This window comes from Bradyrhizobium sp. USDA 4011 (assembly GCF_054063415.1).
The window spans coordinates 7,083,688-7,109,346 of the sequence record NZ_JBSSGG010000001.1; the positions used below are offsets into that span (position 1 = coordinate 7,083,688).

Below are 25,659 nucleotides of genomic sequence, written 5' to 3' on the forward strand. Positions count from 1 at the left end.
CATGACGAACAAGGTCACCAAAGCTGGATCGATATCGCGGCGTCGTCTGCTGACGACGGCAAGCGCCGGCGCCGCTCTCGCCGTCTCGCCTTTTCGCATCAACCTGCTCCAGGCCGAGGAAGCACCCATCAAGATCGGCTTCCCTGTTCCCTTGACCGGTCCGTATGGTGCCGAGGCCCAGGACCAGGTGCGGGCGGGTCAGCTCGCTGTCGCTCAGTTCAATGATGCTGGCGGTCTCAACGGCCGCAAGGCCGAGCTCGTCGTACGCGACGACAAGCTCAATCCCGGTGAGGCGGCAACGCGGACATTGGAGCTGGTCGAGAAGGAGAAGGTGAATTTCGTCGTCGGCAGCCTGTCCGCGGCGGTTCAGCTTGCGATCAACAACGTCACCAAAGAGCGCGGCGTCATCTTCAATTCGATCAGCCAGTCCGACGCCATCAACGAGGCAGCCGACTTCAGCAAGTACACATTCCACGAAGCGCTGAACCCGCACATGACGTCAGGTGCGGTCGGCCGCTATGCCTTCGCCAAATTCGGCAAGAAGGTTGCGTTCCTCACTGCGGATTACGCCTACGGTCACGAGATGGTTCGCGGTTTCCTCGAGGTCGGCAAGGAGTTCAACGTCGAGAACCTCGGCGACATCCGCCATCCGCTGGGAACGACGGACTTCTCCACGCTGTTGCCGCGTCTCCAGGCGCTGAAGCCCGATATTCTGTGCATCAGCAATTTCGGCCGGGACCAGCAGATCGCGCTGAAGCAGGCGACCGACTTTGGCATCAAGAAGTCGATCCAGATCATCGCGCCGCTGCTCTCGCATGCCAGCCGTGTCGCGGCTGGCCCCCAGGCATTCGAAGGCGTCGTCGGCGGCTGCTCCTTCTACTGGGGTATCGAGGACAAGTTCGCGTCGACCAAGGCGTTCAACGATGCCTTCCGCAAGATGTACGACGGCAAGCTGCCCACCGACTACGGTGCGCTCGGTTATGGCGGTGTTCGGACCGTGCTGGAGGCGGTCAAGGGCGCCGGCAGCGTCGAGACCGACAAGGTCGTCGCTGCATTGGAGGCTCTGAAGTACGACGACTATAAGGGGCCGCAATATTATCGCAAATGCGACCACCAGTCGGTGCAATCGGTGCTCGTGATCAAGTCGAAGTCCAAGGACATGAGGAACGAGTCCGACGTGTTCGAGGTTCTGTCGACCGAAGAGCCCAACGAGAAGAACTTGCGTACCTGCGAAGCGCTCGGCCACAAGAGCTGAGCTCGTGCGACGGCGCGCGCCACGGGGCGGTGCGCGCCGTGCTGAGGGAGACAAATGGCGGGCCTGAGCTTTGACCTGATTGCGCTGCAACTGTTTGCCGGGTTGGCGCTCGGCGCCATCTATGTGCTGTTTGCGATCGGCCTCTCGTTGATCTTCGGGATGTTGACGGTCGTCAACTTCGCCCATGGCGCGTTCTACATGGTCGGCGCCTATGTCGGGCTCTATCTGATCTCGATCGGGGGCAATTTCTGGATCTGCCTCGTGGCGGTGCCGATCGCAATCGGACTGTTCGGCCTTGCCGTCGAGCGCGTGCTGATCCGGCCGCTCTACGGTCGCGGCATCGACTATCCGCTGCTGCTGACCTTCGGGCTCAGCTACGTGATGGTCGAATGCGTGCGCATTGCCTTTGGCAAGACCGGCTATCCTTTCGATACGCCCGAAGTTCTGCAGGGGGCTGTCGACATTGGCGTCGGCTATTTCCCGCTCTACCGCCTGTTCGTGATAGGCGCGACGGCCGTCGTGCTGCTGGCGCTCTGGCTGTTTCTGGAGAAGACCAGCTTCGGGCTGATTATCCGCGCCGGGGCACGAGATCCGCAGATCGTCCGTGTTCTTGGGGTCGACGTTTCCAAGGTCTGGTTGATCGTGTTCGGGATCGGTACCGCGATTGCGGGCTTTGCCGGCCTGCTGGCCGCGCCGCTTCAAGGCGTCATTCCGGAGATGGGCGGCACGATTCTCGCCGAGGCATTCGTGGTCACGGTTGTTGGTGGGATGGGGTCGATCGGCGGCGCTGTACTGGCAGGCCTGCTGGTCGGTGTGGTGGTCAGCATGACTTCGCTCTTCGCACCCGAGATGGCCAAGGTTTCGATCTTTGCCTTGATGGCGGTCGTTCTGATCGTTCGTCCCCAGGGCTTCTTCGGCCGCGCCGGATTGATGAGCTGAGCCCGGCATGACCGAAACAACTCATTCGATCAAACAGCCCGGTGCCGCGACGGGCAGCAGTTGGTACGAGTTCGCGACGCGGCATCGCGCCAGCATTGTCGCGGCGGTTATCCTGGTTTTCCCGTTGGTGATGCCGTTCACGGCCCTCGCCGTGAACATCCTGATCTATGGATTGTACGCCCTCGGGTTCAACCTCGTGTTTGGTTATCTGGGTCTATTGTCGTTCGGTCACGCGGCGCTGTTCGGGACCGGTGCCTACCTCTGTGGCATTGCCATCGTGCACTTCGGCTGGCCGTGGTATGCGGCGATTGCGGCAGGGATCGCCGGCGGATTGTTGATGGCGCTGTTGATCGGCGTGCTCGCGATCAGGACCCGCGGCATCTACTTCGCCATGGTCACAATGGCGCTGTCGCAATGTGTCTACTACCTTTTCTACCAGGCGGTTGACTTGACCGGTGGCGAGAACGGCCTTCGCGGCATCAACGTCCGCAACATCGATCTGTTCGGCCTGCGGATCGACTTCATCAATCCGATGGTTCGCTACTACGTCATCGCGGCTTTCGTGATCGCCGCATTCTTTGTGATGTCACGCATTCTGGCCTCACCCTTTGGTGCCGTGATTGAAGCGGTGCGCGAGAACGAGATGCGTGCACGCGCGTCCGGCTACGACGTGACCCTGACGCGATTGCTCACCTTTGTCCTGTCCGGCGGTTTCTGCGGCCTTGCGGGTGCTTTGCAGGCCCTGCACCTGTCGATCGTTCCGATCGAAATCCTGCATTACGAGACCTCGGGCCTGGTTGTGATGATCGCTCTCCTGGGCGGTATGGGGACGTTCTTCGGGCCGATGGTTGGTGCTGCGGTCTTCCTGGTCCTGGAGAATGTGGTCTCGGTGTGGACCGTTCACTGGCAACTGATCGTTGGAGCCATCTTCATTGCATGCGTGCTGTTCTTCCCGGCGGGCATCTGGGGCACGCTGATCGCGCGGGGCAGACGATGAGCGCCGCAGAAGGCCACGTCGGAGAAATCATTCTGCGCACCAGGGGCGTCGGCAAGACGTTCGGGAAGTTTGTCGCCCTCAACAATATCTCGGCCGAGTTTTCCAGAGGAGCGATCACCTCCATTATTGGTCCGAACGGGGCTGGAAAGAGCACCTACTTCAACCTGCTGTGCGGCGCCTTTGCGCCGACGAAAGGCAGTGTTGAGTTCGAGGGCAAGGATGTGACTGGTCTGCCGCAACACCGCTTCGCGCATATGGGGATCGCGAAATCCTTTCAGATCACCAGCGTGTTTCCGCAGCTTACGACACGAGAGAACATCCGCGTCGGCCTGCAGGCGCTGGTGTCGCGATACGATATCTGGCGTCCCCGTGCGCGCCTGACCGAATTGATCGAGCGGGCGGACGAACTTCTGGCGCTCGTTGGGCTGTGGGAATCCCGGGAACGTTCGGCCAAGACGCTGGCCCATGGTGAGCAGCGGGCACTGGAGATCGGCATGGCGCTTGCCAGCCAGCCCCGCTTGCTGCTGCTGGACGAGCCGACGGCCGGCATGAGCCCGGAAGAAACCCGGACCATGATGGATCTGATCGTGAAACTCGCCAAGGAGCGTACGGTCATCCTCGTCGAGCACAAGATGAAGCTGGTGCTGGGGATCAGCGATCGCATCCTCGTGCTGCACCACGGAGAACTGCTGGCCGAGGGAACGCCGCAGGAGGTCCGGCAGAACGAGGCAGTGAAGCGCGTCTATCTCGGCCAGCGGGAGCACTGACGCGATGCTGCAGATCAGCAAGCTCAATGCCTGGTATGGCGCAAGTCACGCGTTACAGGACGTCAGTCTCGAGGTGAGCAAGGGCGAAATCGTCTGCCTGATCGGTCGCAATGGAGCCGGCAAGACGACGACGTTGAAATCGATCATGGGGTTGATGGGGCGGGCGCGCGGCTCGGTCACCTTCAAGGGTGAAGAGCTGCTGCGTCAGCCGGCGCATGTTCGCTTCGCGTTGGGACTGGCCTACGTTCCAGAGGAGCGACGGATTGTGCAGGGACTGACCGTGCGGGAGAATTTGCGGCTCGGGCTGGTTGCCTCGAAGGAGAAGAAGCGGGAAGCCGAGCTGATCGACGAGATCGCTGAGATCTTCCCCCGACTGGCCGAGCGCATGGATCAAGAGGCGGTCACGATGTCCGGCGGAGAGCAGCAGATGCTGGCGATCGCGCGGGCGATGATCGCAAAGCCCGACCTGATCATGCTAGACGAGCCGTCGGAGGGCATCATGCCGGTCCTGGTCGACGAGATGTTCGAGCTGTTCCGCAGCATGAAGGCGCAGGGAACGACGGTTCTGCTGGTCGAGCAGAACGTCGAGCTCGCACTTGGCATCGCCGATCGTGCCTATGTGCTGGACCAGGGGGCGGTGGTGCACCAGGCGTCGGCGCAGGCGCTGCTCGCCGACGACGAGATCAAGGAGCGCTACTGCTCGGTGTGAGCAGACTCTCGGATCAGCGCGCTTGCCACCGGCACGTATTAAACTTTACTCCGCAGCGCTGGCGATCGCTTCGGCTTTCCGATTGGTGACGACGACCTTGATCGCGTCATCCACGCGGTACCGCGCATATCTCAGCGCAGTCGGCAGGTCGGCCAGCGGAAACGTATGCGTGTGGATCCTGGTCGCGTCGAACCGCTTCGCTGCCATCAATTCCATCGCGCGGTGCGTGGCGCTGCGGCCTTCGCCGCGGATGCCGAAGGCGTAGATATTGTTCCGTACGAGATGCGCGATGTCCAACGTCGCGGCCTCGTGCGGGAAGGCGGCCAGGCAGATCTTGCCGCCGCGATTGGTCATGTGAATGGCCTGGTTGAGTGCCGCTTCGGTGCCGGCACATTCGACGACATAGTCCGCGCCGATCCCCCCTGTTAGTTGCTTCACGACCTCAACGACGTCTTCGTCGTTGGTGTTGATGACGCGGTCGGCCCCCAGTTCCTGGCCGATCGCCAGCCGCTTGTTGCGCGTCCCGGTCAGGATGACCGGGCTTGCACCAAGCGCCTTGGCCACCGCAACTGCGAGAAGCCCGATCGGCCCTGGGCCGATCACCACGACGCTCTCGCCGGCCACCAATCCCCCCAATTCAGTCAAGCCATACATCGACGTCCCGGCAGTCACCACGAGCGTTGCTTCCGCATCGCTCATGGTATCCGGGACACGCGCCAGCGTATTGATGTGGTTTACCGCGTATTCGGCGAATCCGCCGTCGGTCGTAAAGCCGTTGGCGCGGTGACCCTTCTCCGGCTTTCCATAGTTGAGGCACGATGTGTACATGCCCTGGCGGCAGCGTTTGCATTGGCCGCAGCCGGCGTGAATCTCGACGCTGACGCGCTCTCCGATCCTGAACTCGTCGACGTTTGGACCGAGCGCGGCAACCGTGCCCATGTATTCGTGACCCGGCGTAAAGTTCTTGTTGAAGGGCAGGCCGCCTTGAATGCTTGCAGGCGACCCGGCATGGATGATTTCGAGATCGGTGGCGCAGATCGCAACCGCGTCGATGCGCACCAGCACTTCGGCGCGCGACGGAATCGGCGTCGGCTTCTCGCGAAGCAGGAGTTGGTCGGGGTCACCAAGGACCCAGGCTTTCATCAGGTCGGGGACGGGAAGGTCGGACGATGTCTTGACGCCGGGCGGCTGGTACATGGGCGCATCCTCTTTCGGCTCCCAGCCTAGCGCGAAACGACGGTTTGCCGCGAGCCTCCGGTCGTTGGCATCCGGGCTGCTGCATTTGCTGCACGGCAGCAAGCGCGTCGCAAAACCTTCATGCGTGGTCTATACTTGGTCGCTGCGTTGACGTTGAAGTCCGCATTGCTTCCTCCTCCCAGACCGGAGCCCCCCATGAAGACCGTCCGCCTTGTCCTCGCGTTGCTCGCGCTGACACTGACTGCGCCGTGGCAATCCGCCAGGGCGGCCGACGTGATCTGCTATAATTGTCCGCCGGAATGGGCAGATTGGGCGTCGATGCTGAAGGCGATCAAGGCGGACCTCAACTACGATATCCCTCATGACAACAAGAATTCCGGCCAGGCGCTGGCCCAGATCCTGGCCGAGAAGAGCAACCCGGTCGGTGATATCGGCTATTTCGGCGTGACCTTCGGCATGAAGGCCAAGGCCCAGGACGCGCTCGAACCCTACAAGCCGGCGCATTGGGATCAGGTCCCGGCCGGCCTCAAGGATCCGGACGGCTACTGGACTACGATCCACTCCGGCACGCTCGGCCTGTTCGTGAACAAGGACGCGCTTGGCGGCAAGCCGGTGCCGGCCTGCTGGAAGGACCTCCTGAAACCCGACTACAAGGGCATGGTCGGCTATCTCGACCCGTCGTCCGCTGCGGTCGGATATGTCGGCGCGGTCGCCGTCAATCTCGCGCTGGGCGGCTCGCCCACCAATTTCGATCCGGCGATCACCTTCTTCAAGGAATTGCGCAAGAACGATCCGATCGTGCCCAAGCAGACGTCATATGCCCGCGTCGTGTCGGGTGAGATGCCGATCCTGTTCGACTACGACTTCAACGCCTACCGCGCGAAATATTCGGAAAAGGGCAACTTCGAGTTTGTGATTCCCTGCGAGGGGTCGGTGGTGTTTCCCTATGTCGTCGGCCTCGTGAAGAACGCGCCCGACAAGGAGAAGGCGAAGAAGGTGATCGACTATCTGCTGTCCGACAAGGGGCAGGCGATCTGGACCAATGCCTATCTGCGTCCGGCCCGCCCGATCGAGCTGCCGGCCTCCGTGAAGGGCAAATTCCTCCCCGACAGCGACTATGCCCGCGCCAAGAGCGTCGACTGGGGCGAGATGGAAAACGTGCAAAAAGCCTTCGTCGACCGCTATCTCGCCGAGGTTCGCTGAGGCAATATGGTGCCTTCGACGGGGCACCATTCTTCCGATGTCGCAAAAATCCTTCGTTTGGCTCTGCCTGCTGCCGCTTGTGCTGGTGACGACGGCGTTCTTCTTGTTGCCGATGGCACGGCTGGTGGTGGCAGGCGCCGAAGGGCCGCACGGGCTTGCCGGATATCTCGCCATCCTGACCGAAGGCCGCTATCGCGCGACGCTGATCAATACCGTGCTGCTGGCGGCGGCAACCACGGTCGTCACGCTGATCGTGGCGACGATCGCCGGAATGTTCCTGCAGCGGCACCGCTTTCCCGGGCGGGCCGTGCTGATTGCGATGCTGACCTTTCCGTTGGCGTTTCCCGGCGTGGTGGTCGGCTTCATGATCATTCTGCTGGCGGGGCGGCAAGGGCTGATCGGCGATCTCTCGAACCGGATATTCGGTGAGAAGTTCGTTTTCGCCTATTCGATCTACGGGCTCTTCCTCGGCTATCTCTACTTCTCGATCCCGCGCGTCATCCTCACCATCATGGCGGCCGTGCAAAAGCTCGATGTCGGTCTGGAGGAAGCCGCGCGTTCGCTTGGCGCCAGCCCCTGGGCGGTGCAGCGTGACGTCGTGTTGCCGGCACTGGCGCCGGCCTTCGTTGCGTCCGGCGCGATCGCATTCGCGACCGCGATGGGCGCCTTCGGCACCGCCTTCACGCTGGCGACGAACATCGACGTGCTGCCGATGCTGATCTACACCGAGTTCACGCTGGCCGCGAATTTCGCGACCTCGGCGGCGCTGTCAGTGGGGCTCGGCCTGATCACCTGGCTCATCTTGGCGCTGGCCCGCACGTTCAGCGGAAGCGCGGTCGCAGCGGCCGGGTGAAAAGCATGCGCGATCGCCTGATCTTCACCGGCCAGTTCATCTTCACGCTGCTCGTTGCAGCGTTCCTGGTGGTGCCCGCAGGGCTCTCGATCTCCGCCGGCGTCACCGTGAATTATTTCCGGGGCATCCAGTCCGGCGTGACCCTGCAATGGGTCGCCCAGGTCTGGGAGCTCTATGCCGGCACCATTCTGCTCTCATTCGTGATCGCCTTTGCGACGCTCGCCGTCACGTTGCTCGCCGGCGTTCCCGCGGCCTACGCACTGCATGCGCGGGGAGGCCGGCTCGCACGCATCGTCGAGGAGATCATCACGCTGCCCTTGGCGATCCCCGGGCTTGCGATCGCGCTTGCGCTGCTGCTCGCCTATGGAAGCTTCGGCGACTTTCGCCGTTCCTGGCTATTCATTCTGGTCGGCCACGTGATCTTCACCATGCCGTTCATGGTGCGCTCGGTCATGGCGGTGTTTGCGACCGTGGACATCAAGACGCTGGATGAGGGCGCGGCGTCGCTCGGGGCGTCGCCATGGCGGCGCTTTTGCGATGTCATCGTGCCGAACGCGCTGCCGGGAATTCTGGCCGGCGCGCTGATGGTGGTCACGCTGTCGCTCGGCGAATTCAACCTGACCTGGATGCTGCATACGCCATTGACGAAGACGCTGCCGATCGGGCTCGCCGACAGCTACGCCTCGATGCGGCTCGAAGTGGCTTCGGCCTACACGCTGATCTTCTTCGTGATGATCATTCCGCTGCTGGTCGCGATGCAACTGCTGGCCGACAGGGATCACAAGCGATGAGTACGGCCGGGCATGGTGCAGCGGTGCGGATCGAGGCATGCGCCAAGACCTTTGCCGATGGGACGCGCGCGCTTGATCCCGCAACCCTCGACATCGCGCGCGGCGAGACGCTGGTGCTGCTCGGCCCATCCGGCTGCGGCAAGACCACGATGCTGCGCATCATCGCGGGCCTCGAGTTGCCGGACGCGGGCGGCAAGGTGCTGTTCGACGACAAGGATATGACCTCGGTCCCAATCGAGCGGCGCAATGTCGGCATGGTGTTTCAGTCCTACGCCCTGTTCCCCAACATGACGGTCGCGGACAATATCGCCTACGGCCTGAAGATCCGGGGTGTTGCCAGGGGCGAGCGTGCCGCGCGCGTCGCCGAGCTGGTTGCTCTCACGAACATCACGGGATTGGAGAACCGGCGCATCGACCAGCTTTCGGGCGGCCAGCGCCAGCGTGTGGCACTGGCGCGTGCCGTCGCGATCCGGCCGGGCATATTGCTGCTCGACGAGCCCTTGACCGCGCTTGATGCCGCCTTGCGGGACCGGCTGCGAGGCGAGCTCAACCGGCTGTTGCGAGCGCTTGGTATCACGACGATCTATGTCACCCATGATCAGTCCGAAGCCATGGAATTGGGTGACCGTATCGTCGTGATGCGGAAAGGTGCGATCGCCCAGATCGGCACGCCGCGCGAGGTCTACTTCGCACCGAAGGACCGCTTCGTGGCTGAGTTCATTGGAGCTGCGAACATTGTGGAAGCTCCGATCGAGAACGGTGTACTGATCCTGCCCGGCGGGCGATTGCCGATCGAGGGTGGCGCGGCAGCTGCGAACGCGACCGTCATGATCCGCCCCGAAACCATTCGCGTGACGGACGCCGGGGCGGCAGTGCTTTCGGGAGTTGTCGATTCCGTCAGCTTCATCGGCGACCGGCAGCGGCTCGTCGTGAGCGGTGCATCGAGCAAGCCGCTCAATGTCGACGCGCCCAACACAATTCAGGCCAAGGTCGGCGATCGAATCGGGCTTTCGATCGCGACCGACGCCGTTCGTCTGCTCCCTTTCGAACCCTGAGATTGATCGATGCCGCCGAAACCGGTTCTCATCGCACAGATATCCGACCTCCACATCAAGCCGCCGGGAGCGCTGGCCTATGGCCGGGTCGATACCGCGAAGGCGCTTGAGCGCTGTGTGGCGGCGCTCGGCGCGTTCGAGCCGGCGCCCGATTTCGTCGTCATCTCGGGCGACCTTGTCGATACGCCGTCGGTCGAGGAATACGACTATCTCAAGCGATTGCTGGCGCCGCTGCGCCTGCCGTTTGCCGGCATTCCCGGCAATCACGACTCGCGCCAGTGGATGCGCGAAGCGTTTTCGGCCGCGCCCTATGTTCACGCAACAGGTCCGCTCGACCAGAAGATCGAAGTGAATGGTCTCGATCTTCTGCTGTTGGATTCAAGCGTTGCCGGCAAGCCGCACGGCATGCTCGAAGCATCCACGCTGCAATGGCTGGACGCGGCGCTGGCGACGGCAGTCGACCGGCCGGCGCTGCTTTTCCTGCACCACCCGCCATTCAAGGGCGGCATCTGGCATATGGACCGGCAAGACCTCTTCAATGCCGACGCATTGGCGGAGATCGTCAGGCGTCACCCGCGTGTGCGGTTGATCGCGGGCGGGCACGTCCATCGTGCGATGCTGACCACTTTCGCCGGGATTCCCGTGACAATATGCCCCGCTCCGAACCACGCGGTCGACCTGGACCTCGGACAGCTCCGCGAACCATCGTTCAAAGTGGAACCGCCCGCATTTCATCTGCACACCTGGTTTCCCGGGCACGACTTTGGACAGCTGGTCACGCACCAGGTCCCGATCGGTCAGTTTGACGGGCCGCATCCCTTCTTTGGGCCGGACGGCAAGCTGCTGTGAGCTGGCGGCGATGGCCCGCACAGAGGGTGTTGCCAGGCGAGATTGTCACTGATGGACCGGGTTTTCCAGATCACGGACAATCGCCGGCTACAATTGAGCGTTGCAACTAGGCGCATATTTATTCCAAATTGTACCTTGAATGCCGTCTAGCCCGATTTCACCGGCTCGGACCTTTGTTGCTGTAGGCCTGCGGTGGGGTTATAGTCCTTTCCGCTTTCATTGATCGATGGCTTGTCGGTGTCGCGCTGATGGCGCGCCGATTGAACGCAACACAATCAGTCTGGAACACAATGACCGGTGCGTCGCCCATAGAACGAACTGCCGGCGCGCCGTTGTTCTCGAACAACAAGCTGTCGGTGCTGCGCAAGCATCCTTACTTTGCTGATCTCGAGCCCGAGGCATTCGATCAGCTCTGCCGCTACGCCAAGCACATCACGCTGAAGCGCGGGACCACGATTTTCTCCAAGGGCGATCCGGGCACCAGCTTGATCGCGGTGATCTCGGGCACGGTGAAGATCAGCATCTCGTCGCCGGATGGTCGCAACGCGATTCTAAACCTGATCGAGGCAGGGGAGATATTCGGAGAGATCGCGCTGCTCGACGGCTTGTCGCGGACGGCCGATGCCATCGCTAACACCAATTGCGAACTGTTCGTCATCGACCGGCGCGAGTTCATTCCGTTCGTGCGCAGCCAGCCGACGCTTGCGATGAAGTTCATCGAGTTGCTGTGCGCGAGGTTGCGCTGGACCAGCGACCAGGTCGAGCAGGTGATCCTGCAGAACTTGCCGGGCCGTCTGGCGAGCGCGCTGCTGCGCCTGAGCGACAAGCACAAGCCGCAGGGGCGCACCATCTCGATCACCCAGCAGGAGATCAGCGAGATGGTCGGGATGACCCGTGAGAGCATCAACAAGCAGCTCCGCGCGTGGGCGACACGCGGTTGGGTCAGGCTCGAACATGGTGCGATCGTCGTGCTGAAGCCCGAGTCGCTGCAAGAGCTGGTCGACGCCGGGGCCGATGACGGCGAGTAGTCGCTGCCGTCTGCGCGGTCAGTCCGCATTTCACGAAGTGGTGAACCGGACAAAGCCTGTGAAACCATTCACATCGGCCTTGCGTGCTCTGCGGTAAGTGACGCTTCGGTGGAGCACACTCGCACTGTGGAGGAATCCATGCAGGGCTCTTTCGACAACCGGCAGCAGGATCCGGAAAGCAACTACGAGAGCTTCAGTATCAAGCTGATCGCTCTGCCGGTGCTTGTGATCGTTGCATTGATCGGGATGCTGGTCAGCCACCCCGCCGCGGTCAAATGGATATCGGACGCGGCGCAAGCGGAGTTCGCGGGAACCGACGTCGTCGACGTCGATCCATTCACCAGGGTTGCGCAGCTGGCGCCCAGGGCTCTACCGCGCAATGAGACACAGAAGGTGAAGGCCAACTGATCGTTGGCACCGTCGTCACGCGGCAACGCCGAGCAGCATCGTACCGAAAGTCCGCGATTGATTGTTTCCCCCAACTTTAGTCTTCTTTCTTGACCAGAAGTCTAGCTTCAACCTGAAGCATCTGTCGACGACAGACATCGTCTTCGCGCATCGGAATAGGAGCGGGAGGACGGTGTACTCAAACTTCGCCATCGCGTGCGGGGAATCAAATGAGGAAACATCCTGGATTATCGCGCCGCGATTTGCTGAAGGGCACCAGCGCCGTGCTGACAGGGACCGCCCTTTCGACACGCGTGATGGCCGCCGCGCCGCCGGCGGAACCGGTGACGCCGGCGCTGATCGAGGCGGCGAAGAAAGAGGGACAGGTCGTCTACTACACCTCGACCGATTTGCCGGTCGCCGAGAAATTGGCGAAGGCGTTCGAGGCTAAGTATGCGGGGATCGCCGTCCGTGTCGAACGCACCGGCGCGGAGCGCGTGTTCCAGCGGGTGGGCCAGGAATACGCCAGCAACATTCACGCGGTCGACGTCGTCAATTCCTCCGACGCCGCGCATTTCATCGTGTGGAAGCGCGACGGCATTCTGGCGCCCTATATTCCGGAGGAGGTCGCGAAATACTATCCGGACGAGCATCGCGATGCGGACGGCCAGTTCGCAAGCTTCCGGGTCTGGCTTTCGATCATTGCCTACAACACCAATCTCGTGAAGGCCGAGGATGCGCCGAAGAGCTTCGCCGATCTGCTCGATCCGAAATGGAAGGGCAAGATCGTGAAGGCGCATCCCGGCTATAGCGGCACCATCATGACCGCGACCTATCAGATGCAGCGCGACCTCGGCTGGAGCTTCTTCGAGCAGCTCGCAAAGCAGAACATCATGCAGGTGCAGTCCTCGACCGATCCACCGAAGAAGCTCGATCTCGGCGAGCGCGCTATCATGGCCGACGGCAACGAGTACAACATCTTTCAGCTGAAGGAGATGGGCCGCCCGGTCGAGCCGGTCTACGCCACCGAGGGGTCACCGATCATTGTCGGTCCCAATGGGATCTTCAAGGACTGTCCGCATCCCAATGCGGCAAGGCTGTTTCAATCGTTCGCGCTCGGGCGCGAGGGGCAGCAGCTCAACGTCGAGATCGGCGGCCTCCGATCCGTGCATGCGCTGGCCAAGGAAAAGGCCGGGCGCAAGCCGTTGAAGGACATCAAGACGATGAAGGACGACCCGGCGGCGGTGGAGAGGGAGGGGGAATCGATCAAGTCGCACTACACCCGTATCTTCCGCGTTTGACGGACGGAGTGGACCGATAGCCGGGCATCTGGGCGTTTGCCGCATGGCTTATGCGCGGTTTTCGCCCGGACTGGGTCAATAATGCCCCTCGGCGGAGCGGATATTTGATGTTACCAATTTGGCATGAACCAGCATGCCAAGATCGACATTCGCCATTCCACCTGTCCGCACGACTGCCCTTCGGCGTGTGCGCTCGACGTCGAGGTGATCGAGGGACGCTCGATCGGCAGGGTGCGCGGCTCCAAACAGCAGACCTACACGGCTGGCGTGGTCTGCGCCAAGGTCGCGCGTTATGCCGAGCGGATCCACCACGCTGAACGGCTGATGCATCCGCTGCGCCGGACCGGCCCGAAGGGTTCCGGTCAGTTCGCGCGGATTTCGTGGGACGAGGCGCTGGACGAGATCGCGGCGCGATTCGACGCTGCCGAGCGGGAATTCGGCGCCGAGTCGGTCTGGCCTTACTACTACGCCGGCACCATGGGGCTCGTGATGCGCGACGGCCTCAACCGGCTGTCGCATGTGAAGAAATATTCGCGCTTCTACGGCACGATCTGCTCGACCATCGCACGCATCGGCTTCGCCGCCGGGACCGGCAAGATCGCCGGCGTCGATCCGCGCGAGATGGGCGTCTCCGACCTCGTCGTGATCTGGGGCACCAATCCGGTGAACACCCAGGTCAACGTGATGACGCATGCAGCGCGCGCGCGGAAGGAGCGCGGCGCCAAGATCGCGGCGGTCGACGTTTACAACAACGAGACCATGAAGCAGGCCGACATCAAGATCCTGCTGCGGCCCGGAACCGATGGCGCCTTCGCCTGCGCTGTGATGCACGTGCTGTTCCGCGAGGGACTTGCCGATCGCGGCTATCTCGCGCGCTATACCGATTGCCCAAACGAGCTGGAAGTGCATCTGAAGACGCGCACGCCGGAATGGGCATCAGCGATCTCGGGCGTGCCGGTCGAGGAGATCGAGGCGTTCGCGCGGCTGGTCGGACAGACCAAGCGCTCGTTCTTCCGCCTTGGCTACGGGTTCACCCGCAGCCGCAACGGCGCCGCGCAAATGCACGCCGCGCTATGCATTCCCGCGGTCACCGGTGCCTGGCAATATGAGGGCGGCGGCGCATTCTTCAACAATGCCGGCATCTGGCGCTTCGACGAGTCGATCATCGAAGGCCACGACGCGATCGATCCCACCACGCGGGTGCTCGACCAATCGAAGATCGGCCGCATCCTGACCGGCGATGCCGAGGCGCTGCGCGGCGGCGGGCCGGTCAAGGCGATGCTGATCCAGAACACCAATCCGATGACGGTGGCGCCCGAGCAGGCGCTGGTGCGCCAGGGCTTTGCCCGCGAGGATCTGTTCGTCGCGGTGCACGAGCAGTTCATGACCGAGACGGCCCAGATGGCCGACATCGTGCTGCCGGCGACGATGTTCATGGAGCACGACGACCTCTATTACGGCGGCGGTCACCAGCACATCTCGGTCGGCCCGAAGCTGATCGATCCGCCCGGCGAGTGCCGCTCCAATCACGAGGTGCTGCAGGGGCTCGGCCGCAGGCTCAATGCCGTGCATCCCGGTTTCGACATGACGCCGCGCCAGCTGATCGATGCGACGCTGAAGAAGAGCGGGCATGGCGACATCGCGACGCTCGAAGCCGAACTGTGGCGCGACCTGCAGCCCGACTTCCGCACCTCGCATTATCTCGACGGCTTCGCCCATGCCGACAAGAAGTTCCACTTCAAGGTCGATTGGGGCAAGGTCCCGGTCGGGGCGGGCGGGCTGATGGGCGCCTGGGACAAGATGCCCTCGCTGCCCGACCACTGGACCATCATCGAGGAGGCGGACGCGCAGCATCCGTTCCGGCTCGCGACGTCGCCGTCGCGCAGCTTCCTCAACACCAGCTTCAACGAGACGCCGTCGTCGCAGGCCCGCGAGGGCGCGCCGACCGTGATGATCCACCCCGATGATGCGGCCGCGCTGTCGATCGCCGACGGGGAGGCCGTGACGCTCGGCAACATGCGCGGGGAAACCACGCTCACCGCAAAACTGTTCGATGGCGTTCGCCGCGGCGTGCTGATCGCCGAGTCGATCCATCCCAACAAGTCCCACATCGGCGGGCGCGGCATCAACATGCTGACCGGGGCAGAGGCCGTCGCACCGCTTGGCGGCGCCGCGTTCCACGACAACAAGGTCTGGATCAGGAAGGCGTCCGCCGCCGCTTAAATCCTGCTTGCAGTCGGCGCCGATCCTGCCGCAAATGTGCGCTGACACCAGCGTACAGGCAAGAAAACAGGCAGGAAACATGACCGACAACAGCGTTCTTCTCGAGAAGCGCGGGCAGGCGTTCTGGATCACCATCAACCGCCCGGACAAGCGCAACGCGCTCAATGCCGGTGTGATCGCGGGCATCGCCAGGGGCTATCGCGAGGCGCATGACGACAAGGACGTGCGCGTCATCGTGCTGACGGGCGCGGGCGACAAGGCGTTCTGCGCCGGCGCCGATCTGCAGAACAGCGGCGCGGCGTTCTCGATGGATTTCTCGCGTCCCAATGTCGACTATGCCGACCTGTTGCGGCTGTCGCAGAACGCAACCAAGCCCGCGATCGCGCGGGTCGGCGGCGTCTGCATGGCCGGCGGCATGGGGCTGCTGTGCATGACCGACATGGCGGTGGCCGGCGATCAGGTGATCTTCGGTCTGCCCGAGGTGAAGGTCGGCGTGTTTCCGATGCAGGTGCTGAGCCTGCTGCAATCGATCGCCCCCGCACGCCTCATCAACGAATGGGCGCTGACCGGCGAGCCGTTCGACGCCAAGACCGCGCAGGCCGCGGGTCTTCTCAACTACGTCGTTCCGGCGGCCGAGCTCGATGGCAAGGTCGATTGGCTGATCGGCCGCATCGTCGACAAGTCGCCGACTGCGATCCGTCGCGGCAAATATGCCATGCGGGCGATCGCCTCGATGTCGTTCGACGAAAGCATCGCCTACACCGAAAGCCAGATCGCGCTGCTCGCGATGACCGAGGACGCCAAGGAAGGCCTCAAGGCCTTCGGCGAGAAGCGCAAGCCGACCTGGACCGGACGCTGAGGCATTACTGGGCCGCTTCGCTTCGCTCCCGTCCGGCCGCTGCAGGCGCGGACCATCAAAATATCGAAAACAACCCCATGCAAAGGGGCCGCCGGCGGTCGGCGTTCGACCAGGCAGCTTGACACGTCGGGCAACTCAGGGGTATATTTCTAATATTCCGAAGTCGTGCATCCCCCTCGCTCGCCCTGTCGCGTGTTAGAGCGTTTTCGAGCGAAGTGGACACCGGTTCGCGTGAAGAAAACGCGTCAAAACAAGAATCTAGAGCTTCGGTTCTGATTCAATCAGAACCGAAAATGCTCTAGCCCGCGTTGGCCTTCAGGCCGGCGGCTTCAATGCCGGCCACGGCGCAGATCTCGTCATTGTCCGAGGTGTCGCCGCTGACGCCGACGGCGCCGAGCAGGGCAGAGCCGTCCATGATCAGCACGCCGCCGGGGACCGGCACCAGCCGGCCCTGCGCCAGCGTGTTTACGGAATCGATGAAATAGGCCTGCTCCTGCGCGCGCTGAAACAGCGCCCGCGATCCCATCCCCAGCGCCAGCGCGCCATAGGCCTTGCCGTGGGCGATCTCGGCCCGCATCAGGCTGGTGCCGTCCTGCGCCGCCGTCACTTTCACCGCGCCGCGCGCGTCGAGGATGGTGACGACCAGCGGCTTCAGCTTCTTCTCGACGCCCTTGGCGAGTGCGGCATCCAGAATCTTGCGGGCGATGTCGAGAGTGAGCTCAGCCATGGGCCTTGTCCTTTGTCGGCAATGATTGGTCGGAATTCGATTTCGCACGTTTCAGGCTCATCGCCAATACGCTGGCGACATGCAGCGGCGTGCGTCCGCTGCCGTCCTTGATCTGGTGCCGGCAGGAGGTGCCGTCGGCCACGATCAGCGTATCCTGATCCGCGCTGCGGACTGCCGGCAGCAGCGACAGCTCGGCCATCTCGATCGAGGCCTGATAGGTCTCCGCGCCATAGCCGAATGCGCCGGCCATACCGCAGCAGCTCGACTCGATGGTCTTGACCTCGAGGCCGGGCACCAGGCGCAGCACTTTCTCCACGGGCTTGAACGCGCCGAAGGACTTTTGGTGGCAATGACCGTGCACGACGGCCTTACCGGCGACGGCGCCGAGCGGCAGGGCCAGCCGCCCAGCCTCGGCCTCGCGCACCAGAAATTCCTCGAACAGCAGGGCGTGCGCGCTGACGGTCTTCGCGGCGTCATCCGAACGCAGCGATAGCAGCTCGTCGCGCAGGGTCAGAAGGCAGCTCGGCTCGAGCCCGACGATCGGCACGCCGCGCGCCGCGAACGGCGCGTAGGTCGCAACCAGCCGGTCGAGCTCGGCCCGGGCTTGCTCGACGAGACCCGCCGACAGGAACGTCCGTCCGCAGCACGGCGGACGGCCGCCATCCGACGGCTTCGGCAGATGCACGCGATAGCCGCCGGCGACCAGCACCTCGATTGCGGCGTCGAGATTCTCCCGCTCATAGCCGCGGTTGAACGTGTCGGCGAACAGCACCACTTCGCGGCCATCAGGCGGACCCAGCACCTCGGCGCCAGGCCGGAAGGTGTCGCGGCGAAACGCCGGCAGTGCGCGCTTCGCGCTGATGCCGGCGAGTGTCTCGAACAGCGCGCGCAGCAGCGGGCTGCGGTTGCGCCAGTTCGCAAGCGGGGCGAAGCGCGAGGCGAGATCGACATAGCGCGGCAGGTAGCCGACCAGCCGGTCGCGCAGCGACCGGCCGTGGGTCGCGGCGCGGGCGGCCAGCACCTCGATCTTCATCTTGGCCATGTCGACGCCGGTCGGGCATTCATGGCGGCACGCCTTGCAGGAGACGCAGAGTTTCAGCGTGTCCATCATCTCATCGGAGGCGAGCGCGTCCGGTCCGAGCTGACCCGAGATCGCCAGCCGCAACGTATTGGCGCGGCCGCGGGTGACGTCCTTTTCGTTGCGCGTCGCCCGATAAGACGGGCACATCACGCCGCCTTCGAGCTTGCGGCAGGCGCCGTTGTTGTTGCACATCTCGACCGCGCCCTGGAAGCCGCCGCCGGCGCCGGGATAGGCCGACCAGTCCAGCGCCGTCTTCAATTCGCCGACGCGATACTCCGGCGAATAGCGAAACAGCGAGCGGTCGTCCATGGCAGGCGGATCGACGATCTTGCCCGGGTTGAGCGTGTTGCCGGGATCGAAGCGCTGCTTGACCTCGCGGAAATCGGCCACGATGCGCGCGCCGAACATCGTCTCGTGGAATTCCGAGCGCACCAGGCCGTCGCCGTGCTCGCCGGAATGCGAGCCCTTGTACTCGCGCACCAACGCGAAGGCTTCCTCGGCAATGGCGCGCATTGCCTTGACGTCCTTCTCCAGCTTGAGATTGAGCACCGGGCGCACATGCAGGCAGCCTTCGGAGGCATGCGCATACATCGTGCCGCGGGTGCCGTGCTTGGCGAAGACGGCATTGAGCCGTTCGGTGTAGTCGGCAAGATGCGGCAGCGGCACCGCGCAATCCTCGACGAACGAGACCGGCTTGCCCTCCTGCTTCATCGACATCATGACGTTGAGCCCGGCGGCGCGGAAATCGGCGATGCCGGTCTGCAGGGCGGGCTCGACGATCTCGACCACGCCGCCCCATTTGCGCTGCGGCTTGTCCCAGCCGAAGCCCAGGTCGCCCATCAGTTCGCCGAGCTGCTTCAGGCGGGCGAGGTTGTCGGCTTGATCTTCCTCGGCGAACTCGACCACCAGGATGGCGTCAGGATCGCCGCGCACAGCTGCGGAGATGATCGGCTGAAACATCGCGATCTCTCGGCCGAGCGCGATCATGGTGCGATCGACCAGCTCGACTGCGATCGGCCGCAGCTTCACCAGATGCTGGGCCACATCCATTGCCTCGTAGAAGCTGCCGAAATGGCAGACGCCGAGCGCCTTGTTGCGGATGACAGGCCACAGCTTGAGCTCGACCTGCGTCGTGAAGGCGAGCGTGCCTTCCGAGCCGACCAACAGATGCGCCATGTTGTTCGGCGCGTTGCGCGGCACCAGCGCATCGAGGTTATAGCCGCCGACGCGGCGCTGCACCTTGGGGAATTTGTCCGCGATCTCGGCCGCCTCGCGCTCGCCGAGGTCTAGCATGTCGCGGAACAGCTTCGATCCGCTGTCGGACGCATTGATCCGCGTCAGGTCGCGCGGCACCTCGCCGAAATGCAGCAGCGTGCCGTCGGCGAGGGCTGCATCCATCGACAGCGTATTGTCGCGCATGGTGCCGTAGCGCAGCGAGCGGCCCCCGCAAGAATTGTTGCCGGCCATGCCGCCGATGGTGGCGCGCGACGCGGTCGAGACGTCGACCGGAAACCACAGCCCATGCTTCTTCAGCTGACGGTTGAGATCGTCGAGCACGATGCCGGGCTCGACCACGCAAGTCCGGTTCTCGACGTCGAGCGACAAGATCCGGTTCAGGTGCTTGGAGAGGTCGACCACGATGCCGTCATTGACGGTCTGGCCGCATTGCGAGGTGCCGCCGCCGCGCGGGGTCACGATCCGCCCGGCGTCACGGACGATCGCGAGCGCCCGCAGCGCCTCGTCGATGGTTCGGGGCACCACCACGCCGGCCGGCATGATCTGATAGAACGAGGCGTCGGTCGCGTAGCGGCCGCGGTTGAAGGCATCGAAAAACACGTCGCCGGTCAGGTCGGACCGCAGGCGCTGTTCGAGCGATGAGGCGTTCTTCATCCCAGATCCGATGTGATCCGCGGCGCAACCCATATTGCCCGGGGATTATTCATTCGATTGAGCCGAGAATTACATTATGAATTCAAAATGAGCAACTAGCTGCGCTGAGGCGTCGCCTCTTGGCCGCTGTCCGGTCCCTCGGCGAGGTGCTCGATGGCGGCGCTCCGCTTGTTGCGCAGATGTCCGAACAGGATGTCGCTGAGCTCGCTTCCAGCGCGGCGGCGCAGCGCATCGAGGATCGCCTCGTGCTCGCGCATCGCCTCGGCCCAGCGCTGCCGCTTGCGGGCGAAATTGGCGGAGTAGCGGACGCGGCGGATCCGGCCGGCGAAGTTGGCGTAGGTCGTCTTCAGCGTGTCGTTGCGCGCAGCCGCGACGATGCTCTCGTGGATCTGCTGGTTGGTCTGGAAATAGCCGTGCATGTCGCGGTGCAGATAGTGACCGTACATCTCGTAGTGCAGTCGCTCGATCGCGGCGATTTCCTCGTCCGTGATGCTCTCGCATGCCAGCCGTCCGGCCAGGCTCTCCAGTCCGGCCATGACGTCGAACAGTTCCTCGAGGTCGCGCTGGTTGAGCTGGCGCACCCGCGCGCCGCGATTGGGCAAGAGCTCGATCAGGCCTTCGGCGGCCAGCACCTTGAGCGCCTCGCGCAGTGGCGTCCTGGAGATCCCCAGCATTTCGCACAGCTGGCGTTCCGGAACGCGCCCACCCTCGGGAATGTTGCCTTCCACCACATAGTCGCGGAGCCGCAGCAGGATCTCGCCGTGAAGCGAGACCTCCTGGCGGTCGCTGCCGTTGCTGGCGGCTGGCTCGGTGATCGGAACCCCGGTCTCGGGAATCGCAGATTTCATATTCTGAACAATAATTTGCCGGCGCGGTCGCGTCGATCTTCACAATCGAATACCAAAATTGGATTGAAAATACAAAAAATGAATGCAAAATGGTTGGCCAAGGAGCCGAAATCCGGCGATTGGGAGGTTCTCATGCATCAAGGACGCCATTTTCTACAGATTCCAGGGCCGAGCCCCGTGCCGGATCGCATTCTTCGCGCGATGGACATGCCGGTCATCGACCACCGGAGCGCGGAGTTTGCCGAACTTGGCCGCACCGTGCTCGAGGGAAGCGGCAAGATCTTCCAGACCGCGGGCCCGGTGGTGATCTTCCCGTCGTCGGGCACCGGCGCCTGGGAAGCCGCGATCGTCAACACGCTGTCGCCCGGCGACAAGGTTTTGATGGTCGAGACCGGCCACTTCGCCACGTTGTGGCGGCAGTTGGCCGGCCGTTTCGGCATCGAGGTCGACTTCATTGCCGGCGACTGGCGGCGCGGCGCCGACCCCGCCCAGATCGAAGCAAGGCTTGCCGAGGACAGCGCGCACAGCATCAAGGCCGTGATGGTCGTCCACAACGAGACCTCGACCGGCGCGACCAGCCGGATCGCCGAGATCCGTGCCGCCATCGACCGCACCGCGCATCCGGCGCTCTTGATGGTCGACACCATTTCCTCGCTCGGCTCGGTCGATTACCGGCACGACGAGTGGAAGGTCGATGTCAGCGTCAGCTGCTCGCAGAAGGGCTTCATGCTGCCGCCCGGCCTCGGCTTCAACGCCATTTCGGAGAAGGCGCGCGCCGCGTCCCGCACCAACAAGATGCCGCGCTCCTATTTCGATTGGGAGGAGATGCTGAAGCCGAACGCCAAGGGCTTCTTCCCCTATACGCCGGCGACGAACCTGCTCTACGGGCTGCGCGAGGCGATTGCGATGCTGCTGGAGGAGGGGCTCGACAACGTATTCGCCCGCCATCGGCGCCTCGCCGCCGCAACGCGCGCGGCCGTCAACCAATGGGGCCTCGAGAATCTCTGCCAGGAGCCTTCGGAGTTCTCGCCGGTGCTGACCGCGGTGATGATGCCGCCGGGCCATGATGCCGATCAGTTCCGCAAGGCCGTGCTCGACAATTTCAACATGTCGCTCGGTGCCGGCCTGTCGAAGGTCGCCGGCAAGGTGTTCCGGATCGGTCACCTCGGCGAGTGCAATGAGCTGACGCTGCTCGGCGCGCTCACCGGCGTCGAGATGGGGCTGTCGGTTGCCGGCGTGCCGCACCGCTCGGGCGGCGCCGAGGCGGCGATGCGGCTGCTCGAGCAGCGCGATCAACGCAACGCGTCGCATCTGAAGGTGGTCAGCACTTAGGCGCCGACCAACGGCATCCCGCACGCCAACGGCTCAGAAAAATCGCGGATCAGGGAAGGGGAGGGATATGAGGCTTCGGTTCAAGGCCACCCATGTCGTGTTGGCCATGCTCTGCGTGATGTATTTCATCACCTATGTCGACCGCGTCAACATCGGCACCGCGGCCAGCGAGATCCAGAAGGAACTCGGTCTGTCCAACACCGAGCTCGGCCTGGTGTTCTCGGCCTTCGCCTATCCGTATCTGCTGTTCCAGGTGATCGGCGGCTGGGTCGGCGATCGTTTCGGGCCGCGCCAGACCTTGTTCTGGTGCGGCATGATCTGGGCCGCGGCCACCATCATGACCGGCTTCGTCCACGGTCTCGCCGCGCTGTTCGTCGCGCGCTTCGCGCTGGGCTTCGGCGAAGGGGCGACGTTCCCGACCGCGACCCGCGCCATGCAGTACTGGACGCCCGCGAACCGCCGCGGCTTCGCGCAAGGCCTGACCCACGCGTTCGCACGGCTCGGCAACGCAGTGACCCCGCCGGTGGTCGCGCTCCTGATCCTCTGGCTGACATGGCGCGGCGCATTCGTCGTGCTCGGCGTCGTCAGTCTGATCTGGGGTGTTGCGTGGGTCTGGTACTTCCGCAACGAGCCTAGGGACCACGGCTCCATCACCGCGGCCGAGCTTGCGACGTTGCCGCCGCGCCCGCAGGGCGAGCGGCCGAAGGTGCCGTGGGGGCCGCTGTTGCAGCGGATGTGGCCGGTGACGCTGACGTATTTCTGCTACGGCTGGTGCCTGTGGCTCTACCTCAACTGGCTGCCGCTGTTCTTCAAGAACAACTACAGCCTCGATCTGAAGAACTCGGCGCTGTTCGCATCCGGCGTGTTCTTTGCCGGCGTGGTCGGCGACAGTATCGGCGGCGTCATCTCCGACCGCATCCTCGAGCGCACAGGCAATGTGCGGCTGGCGCGGCTCAGCGTGACGATCGTGGGATTCGCCGGCGCGCTGCTCTCGCTGATGCCGATCCTGTTCGTTCATGACATCACGGTGGTCGCGCTCTGCCTGTCGGCCGGCTTCTTCTGCGCCGAGCTCGTGATCGGCCCGATGTGGTCGATCCCGATGGACATCGCGGCGAAATATTCCGGCACCGCCGCGGGAATCATGAACAGCGGTTCGGCGTTCGCGGCGATCGTCTCGCCGCTGGTCGCCGGTTTCGTCATCGACGCCACCGGAAACTGGTACCTGCCGTTCCTGATGTCGATGGGGCTGCTGCTGCTTGGAGGTTTCTCGGCGTTCCTGATGCACCCCGAGCGGCCGTTCGAGGAAGCCGGCGAGTTGGCCGCGCCGCGAAAGGTGGTGGCCGCCGAATGAACGGCCGCCGGTGTCCGCAAGGCGCCGCCGGATACGCATGACTGACCCCCGCCGGGCGGAGGACAAATCCGGCGAAAATGGTGACATGGATGCAGTCTTGAAGAGAGGCTGGGAGTAGTGAATTTGGGTATGCTTTGCGGCGGCTGCCATTGCGGTGAGATCAGGTTCGAAGTCCCCGATCAGCCGGCTTTCAGTACCGTGTGCCATTGCCACGATTGTCGGAGGCAATCTGGAGCGCCGATGCTGGCGTGGGCAATGGTCCCGAAGGCCGCGGTATCAATCCAGGGGAAGCCGAAGGTCTATTCGTCTTCAGAAAGCGGCCAGCGCTCGTTCTGCCCGACGTGCGGCGCGGGGCTGTTCTTCGGCAATGGCATTCTCGACCAGATGGGCATGATGCAAGTCAGGATCGCTGCGCTCGACGATCCGAATTCGATCTCGCCCAAGGTTCAGGTGCAGACTGCCGAGCGCGTCGGATGGGTAGGGTCCGTTCACGATCTTCCGGCCTTCGAGCGCTTCCCGAGTTGAGTCGTCGGGATCGCCAGGATTTGGGCCAGTACCCAGCAGGGCGGCCGGTACGGTTGGGGCGGGCTCCGCTCCAACAGGCGTGGTCCAGCATTCGCCCAGTCGGCGTCGCGCCGGATCGGTCCGGCCGGGTATGGCCTCGGATGCCAACTCACTGAGCCATCTCAAGAAGAGCTAAGCCATGTGGGCCGCTATGGGCTGATATGGTTGGCTTCGATTTCCGGATAGTGATATGCGAGCGGCTCACCACGACCAAGACAAGACCGGGAAAGACGCTCATGACCGTGCACACGGGAAGGCATTTTCTGCAGATTCCGGGACCGACCAATGTGCCGGATCGGGTGCTGCGCGCCATGGACATGCCGACCATGGACCATCGCGGTGCCGAATTCGCCGAGATCGGCTTTGCCGTGCTTTCTGCGATGCAGCGTGTGTTCCGCACCAAGCAGCCCGTGATCATCTATCCGTCGTCCGGCACCGGCGCCTGGGAGGCCGCGATCGTCAATACCTTGCAGCCCGGCGACAAGGTCTTGATGTGCGAGACCGGCCAGTTCGCGGTGCTGTGGCACGGCATCGCCGACAAGTTCAAGCTCGACGTCGATTTCATTCCGGGCGACTGGCGCCATGGCGCCGACCTCGAGCAGATCGAGGCCAGGCTGTCCGCCGACAAGGCGCACAAGATCAAGGCCGTCTGCGTGGTCCATAACGAGACCTCGACCGCCTGCGTCACCTATCCGCGCGACGTCCGCAAGATCCTCGATACGCTGAAGCATCCGGCGCTCTTGATGGTCGACACCATCTCCGGCCTCGGTTCGCTGGAATATGAACACGATGCCTGGGGCATCGACGTCTCGATCGCCGGCTCCCAGAAGGGGCTGATGCTGCCGCCCGGCCTCGGCTTCAACGCCGTGTCGGAGAAGGCGCTTGCCGTGGCCAAGGCCAATCCGGGGATGCGCTCCTATTGGGATTGGCAGGAGGTCATCAACATCAACAAGGCCGGCACCTGGCCGTATACGCCCGCCACCAATCTGCTGTTCGGCCTCAGGGAGGCCGTGAAGATGCTGGAGGAGGAGGGGCTGGACAACGTCTTCACCCGCCACAAGCGCCACAGCGAAGCGACGCGTGCCGCCATCAAGGTCTGGGGACTGGAGACGCAGTGCCAGGAGCAGGGCGCGCATTCGCCGGCGCTGACCGCGGTGCGCGTGCCCGATGGCCACGATGCCGATCACTTCCGCAAGGTCGTGCTTGAGAATTTCGACATGTCGCTCGGCACCGGCCTCAACAAGGTCAAGGGCAAGGTGTTCCGGATCGGGCATATCGGCCACTTCAACGATTTGATGCTGATGGGCACGCTGTCCGGCGTCGAGATGGGTCTCGATCTGGCCAAGGTGCCGCATCGCAGTGGCGGTGTGCTGGCGGCGATGGAGGTCCTCAAGGGACGCGACCCATCGCAGGCGTCAAAAGCCGTTGCTTGAGTAGGCTGGCCTGAAACCTT

At 63.5% G+C, this 25,659-nt stretch carries 23 protein-coding genes; 19 read left to right on the forward strand and 4 right to left on the reverse strand.

From position 1 onward, the window contains the following. Position 1 precedes the first annotated feature (1 nt). The 5 genes from ACVW1C_RS33400 to ACVW1C_RS33420 all read left to right on the forward strand — a co-directional run bounded on the left by ACVW1C_RS33400 (position 2) and on the right by ACVW1C_RS33420 (position 4,667). Positions 2 to 1,255 carry an ABC transporter substrate-binding protein gene (locus tag ACVW1C_RS33400; protein WP_456761900.1) on the forward strand — a complete coding sequence of 418 codons (1,254 nt, stop codon included), beginning with the start codon at positions 2 to 4 and terminating at the stop codon, positions 1,253 to 1,255. 54 nt (positions 1,256 to 1,309) lie between these two features. Next, entirely contained in the window at positions 1,310 to 2,194 is an 885-nt protein-coding gene (locus tag ACVW1C_RS33405) for a branched-chain amino acid ABC transporter permease (protein WP_298363053.1), read from the forward strand. Between the two features lie 151 nt (positions 2,195 to 2,345). Next, positions 2,346 to 3,191, forward strand: coding sequence for a branched-chain amino acid ABC transporter permease (locus ACVW1C_RS33410; RefSeq protein ID WP_456761901.1), 846 nt, complete (start codon positions 2,346 to 2,348; stop codon positions 3,189 to 3,191). After that, a complete protein-coding gene (locus ACVW1C_RS33415) occupies positions 3,188 to 3,958 on the forward strand; it encodes an ABC transporter ATP-binding protein (protein WP_456761902.1) in 771 nt (256 codons plus the stop codon). The genes ACVW1C_RS33410 and ACVW1C_RS33415 overlap by 4 nt, the downstream gene beginning before the upstream one ends. Before the next feature lie 4 nt (positions 3,959 to 3,962). Beyond that, complete coding sequence (locus ACVW1C_RS33420) at positions 3,963 to 4,667, forward strand: ABC transporter ATP-binding protein (RefSeq protein ID WP_456761903.1); 705 nt, start codon at positions 3,963 to 3,965, stop codon at positions 4,665 to 4,667. Between the two features lie 45 nt (positions 4,668 to 4,712). On the opposite strand, the gene ACVW1C_RS33425 is transcribed toward ACVW1C_RS33420, so the two are convergent. Then, a complete protein-coding gene (locus tag ACVW1C_RS33425) occupies positions 4,713 to 5,864 on the reverse strand; it encodes a zinc-dependent alcohol dehydrogenase (protein ID WP_456761904.1) in 1,152 nt (383 codons plus the stop codon). Positions 5,865 to 6,059: 195 nt separating this feature from the next. On the opposite strand from ACVW1C_RS33425, the gene ACVW1C_RS33430 reads away from it, so the two are divergent. From ACVW1C_RS33430 to ACVW1C_RS33475, 10 genes are all read left to right on the forward strand, one after another. Beyond that, a complete protein-coding gene (locus ACVW1C_RS33430) occupies positions 6,060 to 7,067 on the forward strand; it encodes an ABC transporter substrate-binding protein (protein ID WP_456761905.1) in 1,008 nt (335 codons plus the stop codon). Between the two features lie 37 nt (positions 7,068 to 7,104). Beyond that, entirely contained in the window at positions 7,105 to 7,920 is an 816-nt protein-coding gene (locus ACVW1C_RS33435) for an ABC transporter permease (RefSeq protein ID WP_176530061.1), read from the forward strand. Between the two features lie 5 nt (positions 7,921 to 7,925). After that, positions 7,926 to 8,711: an ABC transporter permease gene (locus ACVW1C_RS33440; RefSeq protein WP_146987651.1), complete on the forward strand. Its 786-nt coding sequence runs from the start codon at positions 7,926 to 7,928 to the stop codon at positions 8,709 to 8,711. Continuing rightward, complete coding sequence (locus ACVW1C_RS33445) at positions 8,708 to 9,766, forward strand: ABC transporter ATP-binding protein (protein WP_456761906.1); 1,059 nt, start codon at positions 8,708 to 8,710, stop codon at positions 9,764 to 9,766. Before ACVW1C_RS33440 ends, ACVW1C_RS33445 begins: the two co-directional genes overlap by 4 nt. Positions 9,767 to 9,775: 9 nt before the next feature. Beyond that, a complete protein-coding gene (locus tag ACVW1C_RS33450) occupies positions 9,776 to 10,615 on the forward strand; it encodes a phosphodiesterase (RefSeq protein ID WP_456761907.1) in 840 nt (279 codons plus the stop codon). A gap of 290 nt (positions 10,616 to 10,905) precedes the next feature. After that, a complete protein-coding gene (locus ACVW1C_RS33455) occupies positions 10,906 to 11,643 on the forward strand; it encodes a Crp/Fnr family transcriptional regulator (protein WP_456761908.1) in 738 nt (245 codons plus the stop codon). A gap of 138 nt (positions 11,644 to 11,781) precedes the next feature. Beyond that, a complete protein-coding gene (locus tag ACVW1C_RS33460; RefSeq protein ID WP_456761909.1) occupies positions 11,782 to 12,051 on the forward strand; it encodes a hypothetical protein in 270 nt (89 codons plus the stop codon). A 209-nt stretch (positions 12,052 to 12,260) separates the two neighbouring features. After that, on the forward strand, positions 12,261 to 13,331 hold the full coding sequence (locus ACVW1C_RS33465) for an ABC transporter substrate-binding protein (protein WP_456761910.1): 1,071 nt from the start codon (positions 12,261 to 12,263) through the stop codon (positions 13,329 to 13,331). 123 nt (positions 13,332 to 13,454) lie between these two features. Next, a complete protein-coding gene (locus tag ACVW1C_RS33470) occupies positions 13,455 to 15,554 on the forward strand; it encodes a molybdopterin oxidoreductase family protein (RefSeq protein WP_456761911.1) in 2,100 nt (699 codons plus the stop codon). A gap of 79 nt (positions 15,555 to 15,633) precedes the next feature. Then, positions 15,634 to 16,413, forward strand: coding sequence for an enoyl-CoA hydratase/isomerase family protein (locus tag ACVW1C_RS33475; protein WP_456761912.1), 780 nt, complete (start codon positions 15,634 to 15,636; stop codon positions 16,411 to 16,413). 298 nt (positions 16,414 to 16,711) lie between these two features. On the opposite strand, the gene ACVW1C_RS33480 is transcribed toward ACVW1C_RS33475, so the two are convergent. From ACVW1C_RS33480 to ACVW1C_RS33490, 3 genes are all read right to left on the reverse strand, one after another. Further along, complete coding sequence (locus tag ACVW1C_RS33480; RefSeq protein WP_456761913.1) at positions 16,712 to 17,140, reverse strand: GlcG/HbpS family heme-binding protein; 429 nt, start codon at positions 17,138 to 17,140, stop codon at positions 16,712 to 16,714. Beyond that, on the reverse strand, positions 17,133 to 20,111 hold the full coding sequence (locus tag ACVW1C_RS33485) for an FAD-binding and (Fe-S)-binding domain-containing protein (protein WP_456761914.1): 2,979 nt from the start codon (positions 20,109 to 20,111) through the stop codon (positions 17,133 to 17,135). The genes ACVW1C_RS33480 and ACVW1C_RS33485 overlap by 8 nt, the downstream gene beginning before the upstream one ends. 95 nt (positions 20,112 to 20,206) lie before the next feature. Continuing rightward, positions 20,207 to 20,959: a GntR family transcriptional regulator gene (locus tag ACVW1C_RS33490; RefSeq protein ID WP_456761915.1), complete on the reverse strand. Its 753-nt coding sequence runs from the start codon at positions 20,957 to 20,959 to the stop codon at positions 20,207 to 20,209. Positions 20,960 to 21,091: 132 nt separating this feature from the next. Here ACVW1C_RS33490 and ACVW1C_RS33495 point away from each other — a divergent pair, with 132 nt between their 5' ends. The 4 genes from ACVW1C_RS33495 to ACVW1C_RS33510 all read left to right on the forward strand — a co-directional run bounded on the left by ACVW1C_RS33495 (position 21,092) and on the right by ACVW1C_RS33510 (position 25,639). Further along, positions 21,092 to 22,291, forward strand: coding sequence for a pyridoxal-phosphate-dependent aminotransferase family protein (locus ACVW1C_RS33495; RefSeq protein WP_456761916.1), 1,200 nt, complete (start codon positions 21,092 to 21,094; stop codon positions 22,289 to 22,291). A 67-nt stretch (positions 22,292 to 22,358) separates the two neighbouring features. Further along, positions 22,359 to 23,642 (forward strand): MFS transporter, encoded by a 1,284-nt coding sequence (locus ACVW1C_RS33500; protein ID WP_456761917.1) that lies wholly within the window; start codon positions 22,359 to 22,361, stop codon positions 23,640 to 23,642. 129 nt (positions 23,643 to 23,771) lie between these two features. Then, positions 23,772 to 24,167 (forward strand): GFA family protein, encoded by a 396-nt coding sequence (locus ACVW1C_RS33505; RefSeq protein ID WP_456761918.1) that lies wholly within the window; start codon positions 23,772 to 23,774, stop codon positions 24,165 to 24,167. Positions 24,168 to 24,442: 275 nt separating this feature from the next. Then, the gene (locus ACVW1C_RS33510) at positions 24,443 to 25,639 is read left to right on the forward strand and encodes a pyridoxal-phosphate-dependent aminotransferase family protein (protein ID WP_456761919.1); all 1,197 of its coding nucleotides are present in this window, start codon (positions 24,443 to 24,445) and stop codon (positions 25,637 to 25,639) included. Positions 25,640 to 25,659 lie beyond the last annotated feature (20 nt).

Excerpts from the sequence above, each read along its gene's own strand:
- ACVW1C_RS33505 (WP_456761918.1), top strand. The coding sequence starts at position 23,772 with ATGCTTTGCGGCGGCTGCCATTGCGGTGAGATCAGGTTCGAAGTCCCC.
- ACVW1C_RS33475 (WP_456761912.1), top strand. The coding sequence starts at position 15,634 with ATGACCGACAACAGCGTTCTTCTCGAGAAGCGCGGGCAGGCGTTCTGG.
- ACVW1C_RS33415 (WP_456761902.1), top strand. The coding sequence starts at position 3,188 with ATGAGCGCCGCAGAAGGCCACGTCGGAGAAATCATTCTGCGCACCAGG.
- ACVW1C_RS33510 (WP_456761919.1), top strand. The coding sequence starts at position 24,443 with ATGACCGTGCACACGGGAAGGCATTTTCTGCAGATTCCGGGACCGACC.
- ACVW1C_RS33480 (WP_456761913.1), bottom strand. The coding sequence starts at position 17,140 with ATGGCTGAGCTCACTCTCGACATCGCCCGCAAGATTCTGGATGCCGCA.
- ACVW1C_RS33405 (WP_298363053.1), top strand. The coding sequence starts at position 1,310 with ATGGCGGGCCTGAGCTTTGACCTGATTGCGCTGCAACTGTTTGCCGGG.
- ACVW1C_RS33445 (WP_456761906.1), top strand. The coding sequence starts at position 8,708 with ATGAGTACGGCCGGGCATGGTGCAGCGGTGCGGATCGAGGCATGCGCC.
- ACVW1C_RS33470 (WP_456761911.1), top strand. The coding sequence starts at position 13,455 with ATGAACCAGCATGCCAAGATCGACATTCGCCATTCCACCTGTCCGCAC.
- ACVW1C_RS33490 (WP_456761915.1), bottom strand. The coding sequence starts at position 20,959 with ATGAAATCTGCGATTCCCGAGACCGGGGTTCCGATCACCGAGCCAGCC.
- ACVW1C_RS33455 (WP_456761908.1), top strand. The coding sequence starts at position 10,906 with ATGACCGGTGCGTCGCCCATAGAACGAACTGCCGGCGCGCCGTTGTTC.
- ACVW1C_RS33430 (WP_456761905.1), top strand. The coding sequence starts at position 6,060 with ATGAAGACCGTCCGCCTTGTCCTCGCGTTGCTCGCGCTGACACTGACT.
- ACVW1C_RS33500 (WP_456761917.1), top strand. The coding sequence starts at position 22,359 with ATGAGGCTTCGGTTCAAGGCCACCCATGTCGTGTTGGCCATGCTCTGC.
- ACVW1C_RS33450 (WP_456761907.1), top strand. The coding sequence starts at position 9,776 with ATGCCGCCGAAACCGGTTCTCATCGCACAGATATCCGACCTCCACATC.
- ACVW1C_RS33435 (WP_176530061.1), top strand. The coding sequence starts at position 7,105 with ATGTCGCAAAAATCCTTCGTTTGGCTCTGCCTGCTGCCGCTTGTGCTG.
- ACVW1C_RS33495 (WP_456761916.1), top strand. The coding sequence starts at position 21,092 with ATGCATCAAGGACGCCATTTTCTACAGATTCCAGGGCCGAGCCCCGTG.
- ACVW1C_RS33440 (WP_146987651.1), top strand. The coding sequence starts at position 7,926 with ATGCGCGATCGCCTGATCTTCACCGGCCAGTTCATCTTCACGCTGCTC.
- ACVW1C_RS33465 (WP_456761910.1), top strand. The coding sequence starts at position 12,261 with ATGAGGAAACATCCTGGATTATCGCGCCGCGATTTGCTGAAGGGCACC.
- ACVW1C_RS33460 (WP_456761909.1), top strand. The coding sequence starts at position 11,782 with ATGCAGGGCTCTTTCGACAACCGGCAGCAGGATCCGGAAAGCAACTAC.
- ACVW1C_RS33420 (WP_456761903.1), top strand. The coding sequence starts at position 3,963 with ATGCTGCAGATCAGCAAGCTCAATGCCTGGTATGGCGCAAGTCACGCG.
- ACVW1C_RS33485 (WP_456761914.1), bottom strand. The coding sequence starts at position 20,111 with ATGAAGAACGCCTCATCGCTCGAACAGCGCCTGCGGTCCGACCTGACC.
- ACVW1C_RS33425 (WP_456761904.1), bottom strand. The coding sequence starts at position 5,864 with ATGTACCAGCCGCCCGGCGTCAAGACATCGTCCGACCTTCCCGTCCCC.
- ACVW1C_RS33400 (WP_456761900.1), top strand. The coding sequence starts at position 2 with ATGACGAACAAGGTCACCAAAGCTGGATCGATATCGCGGCGTCGTCTG.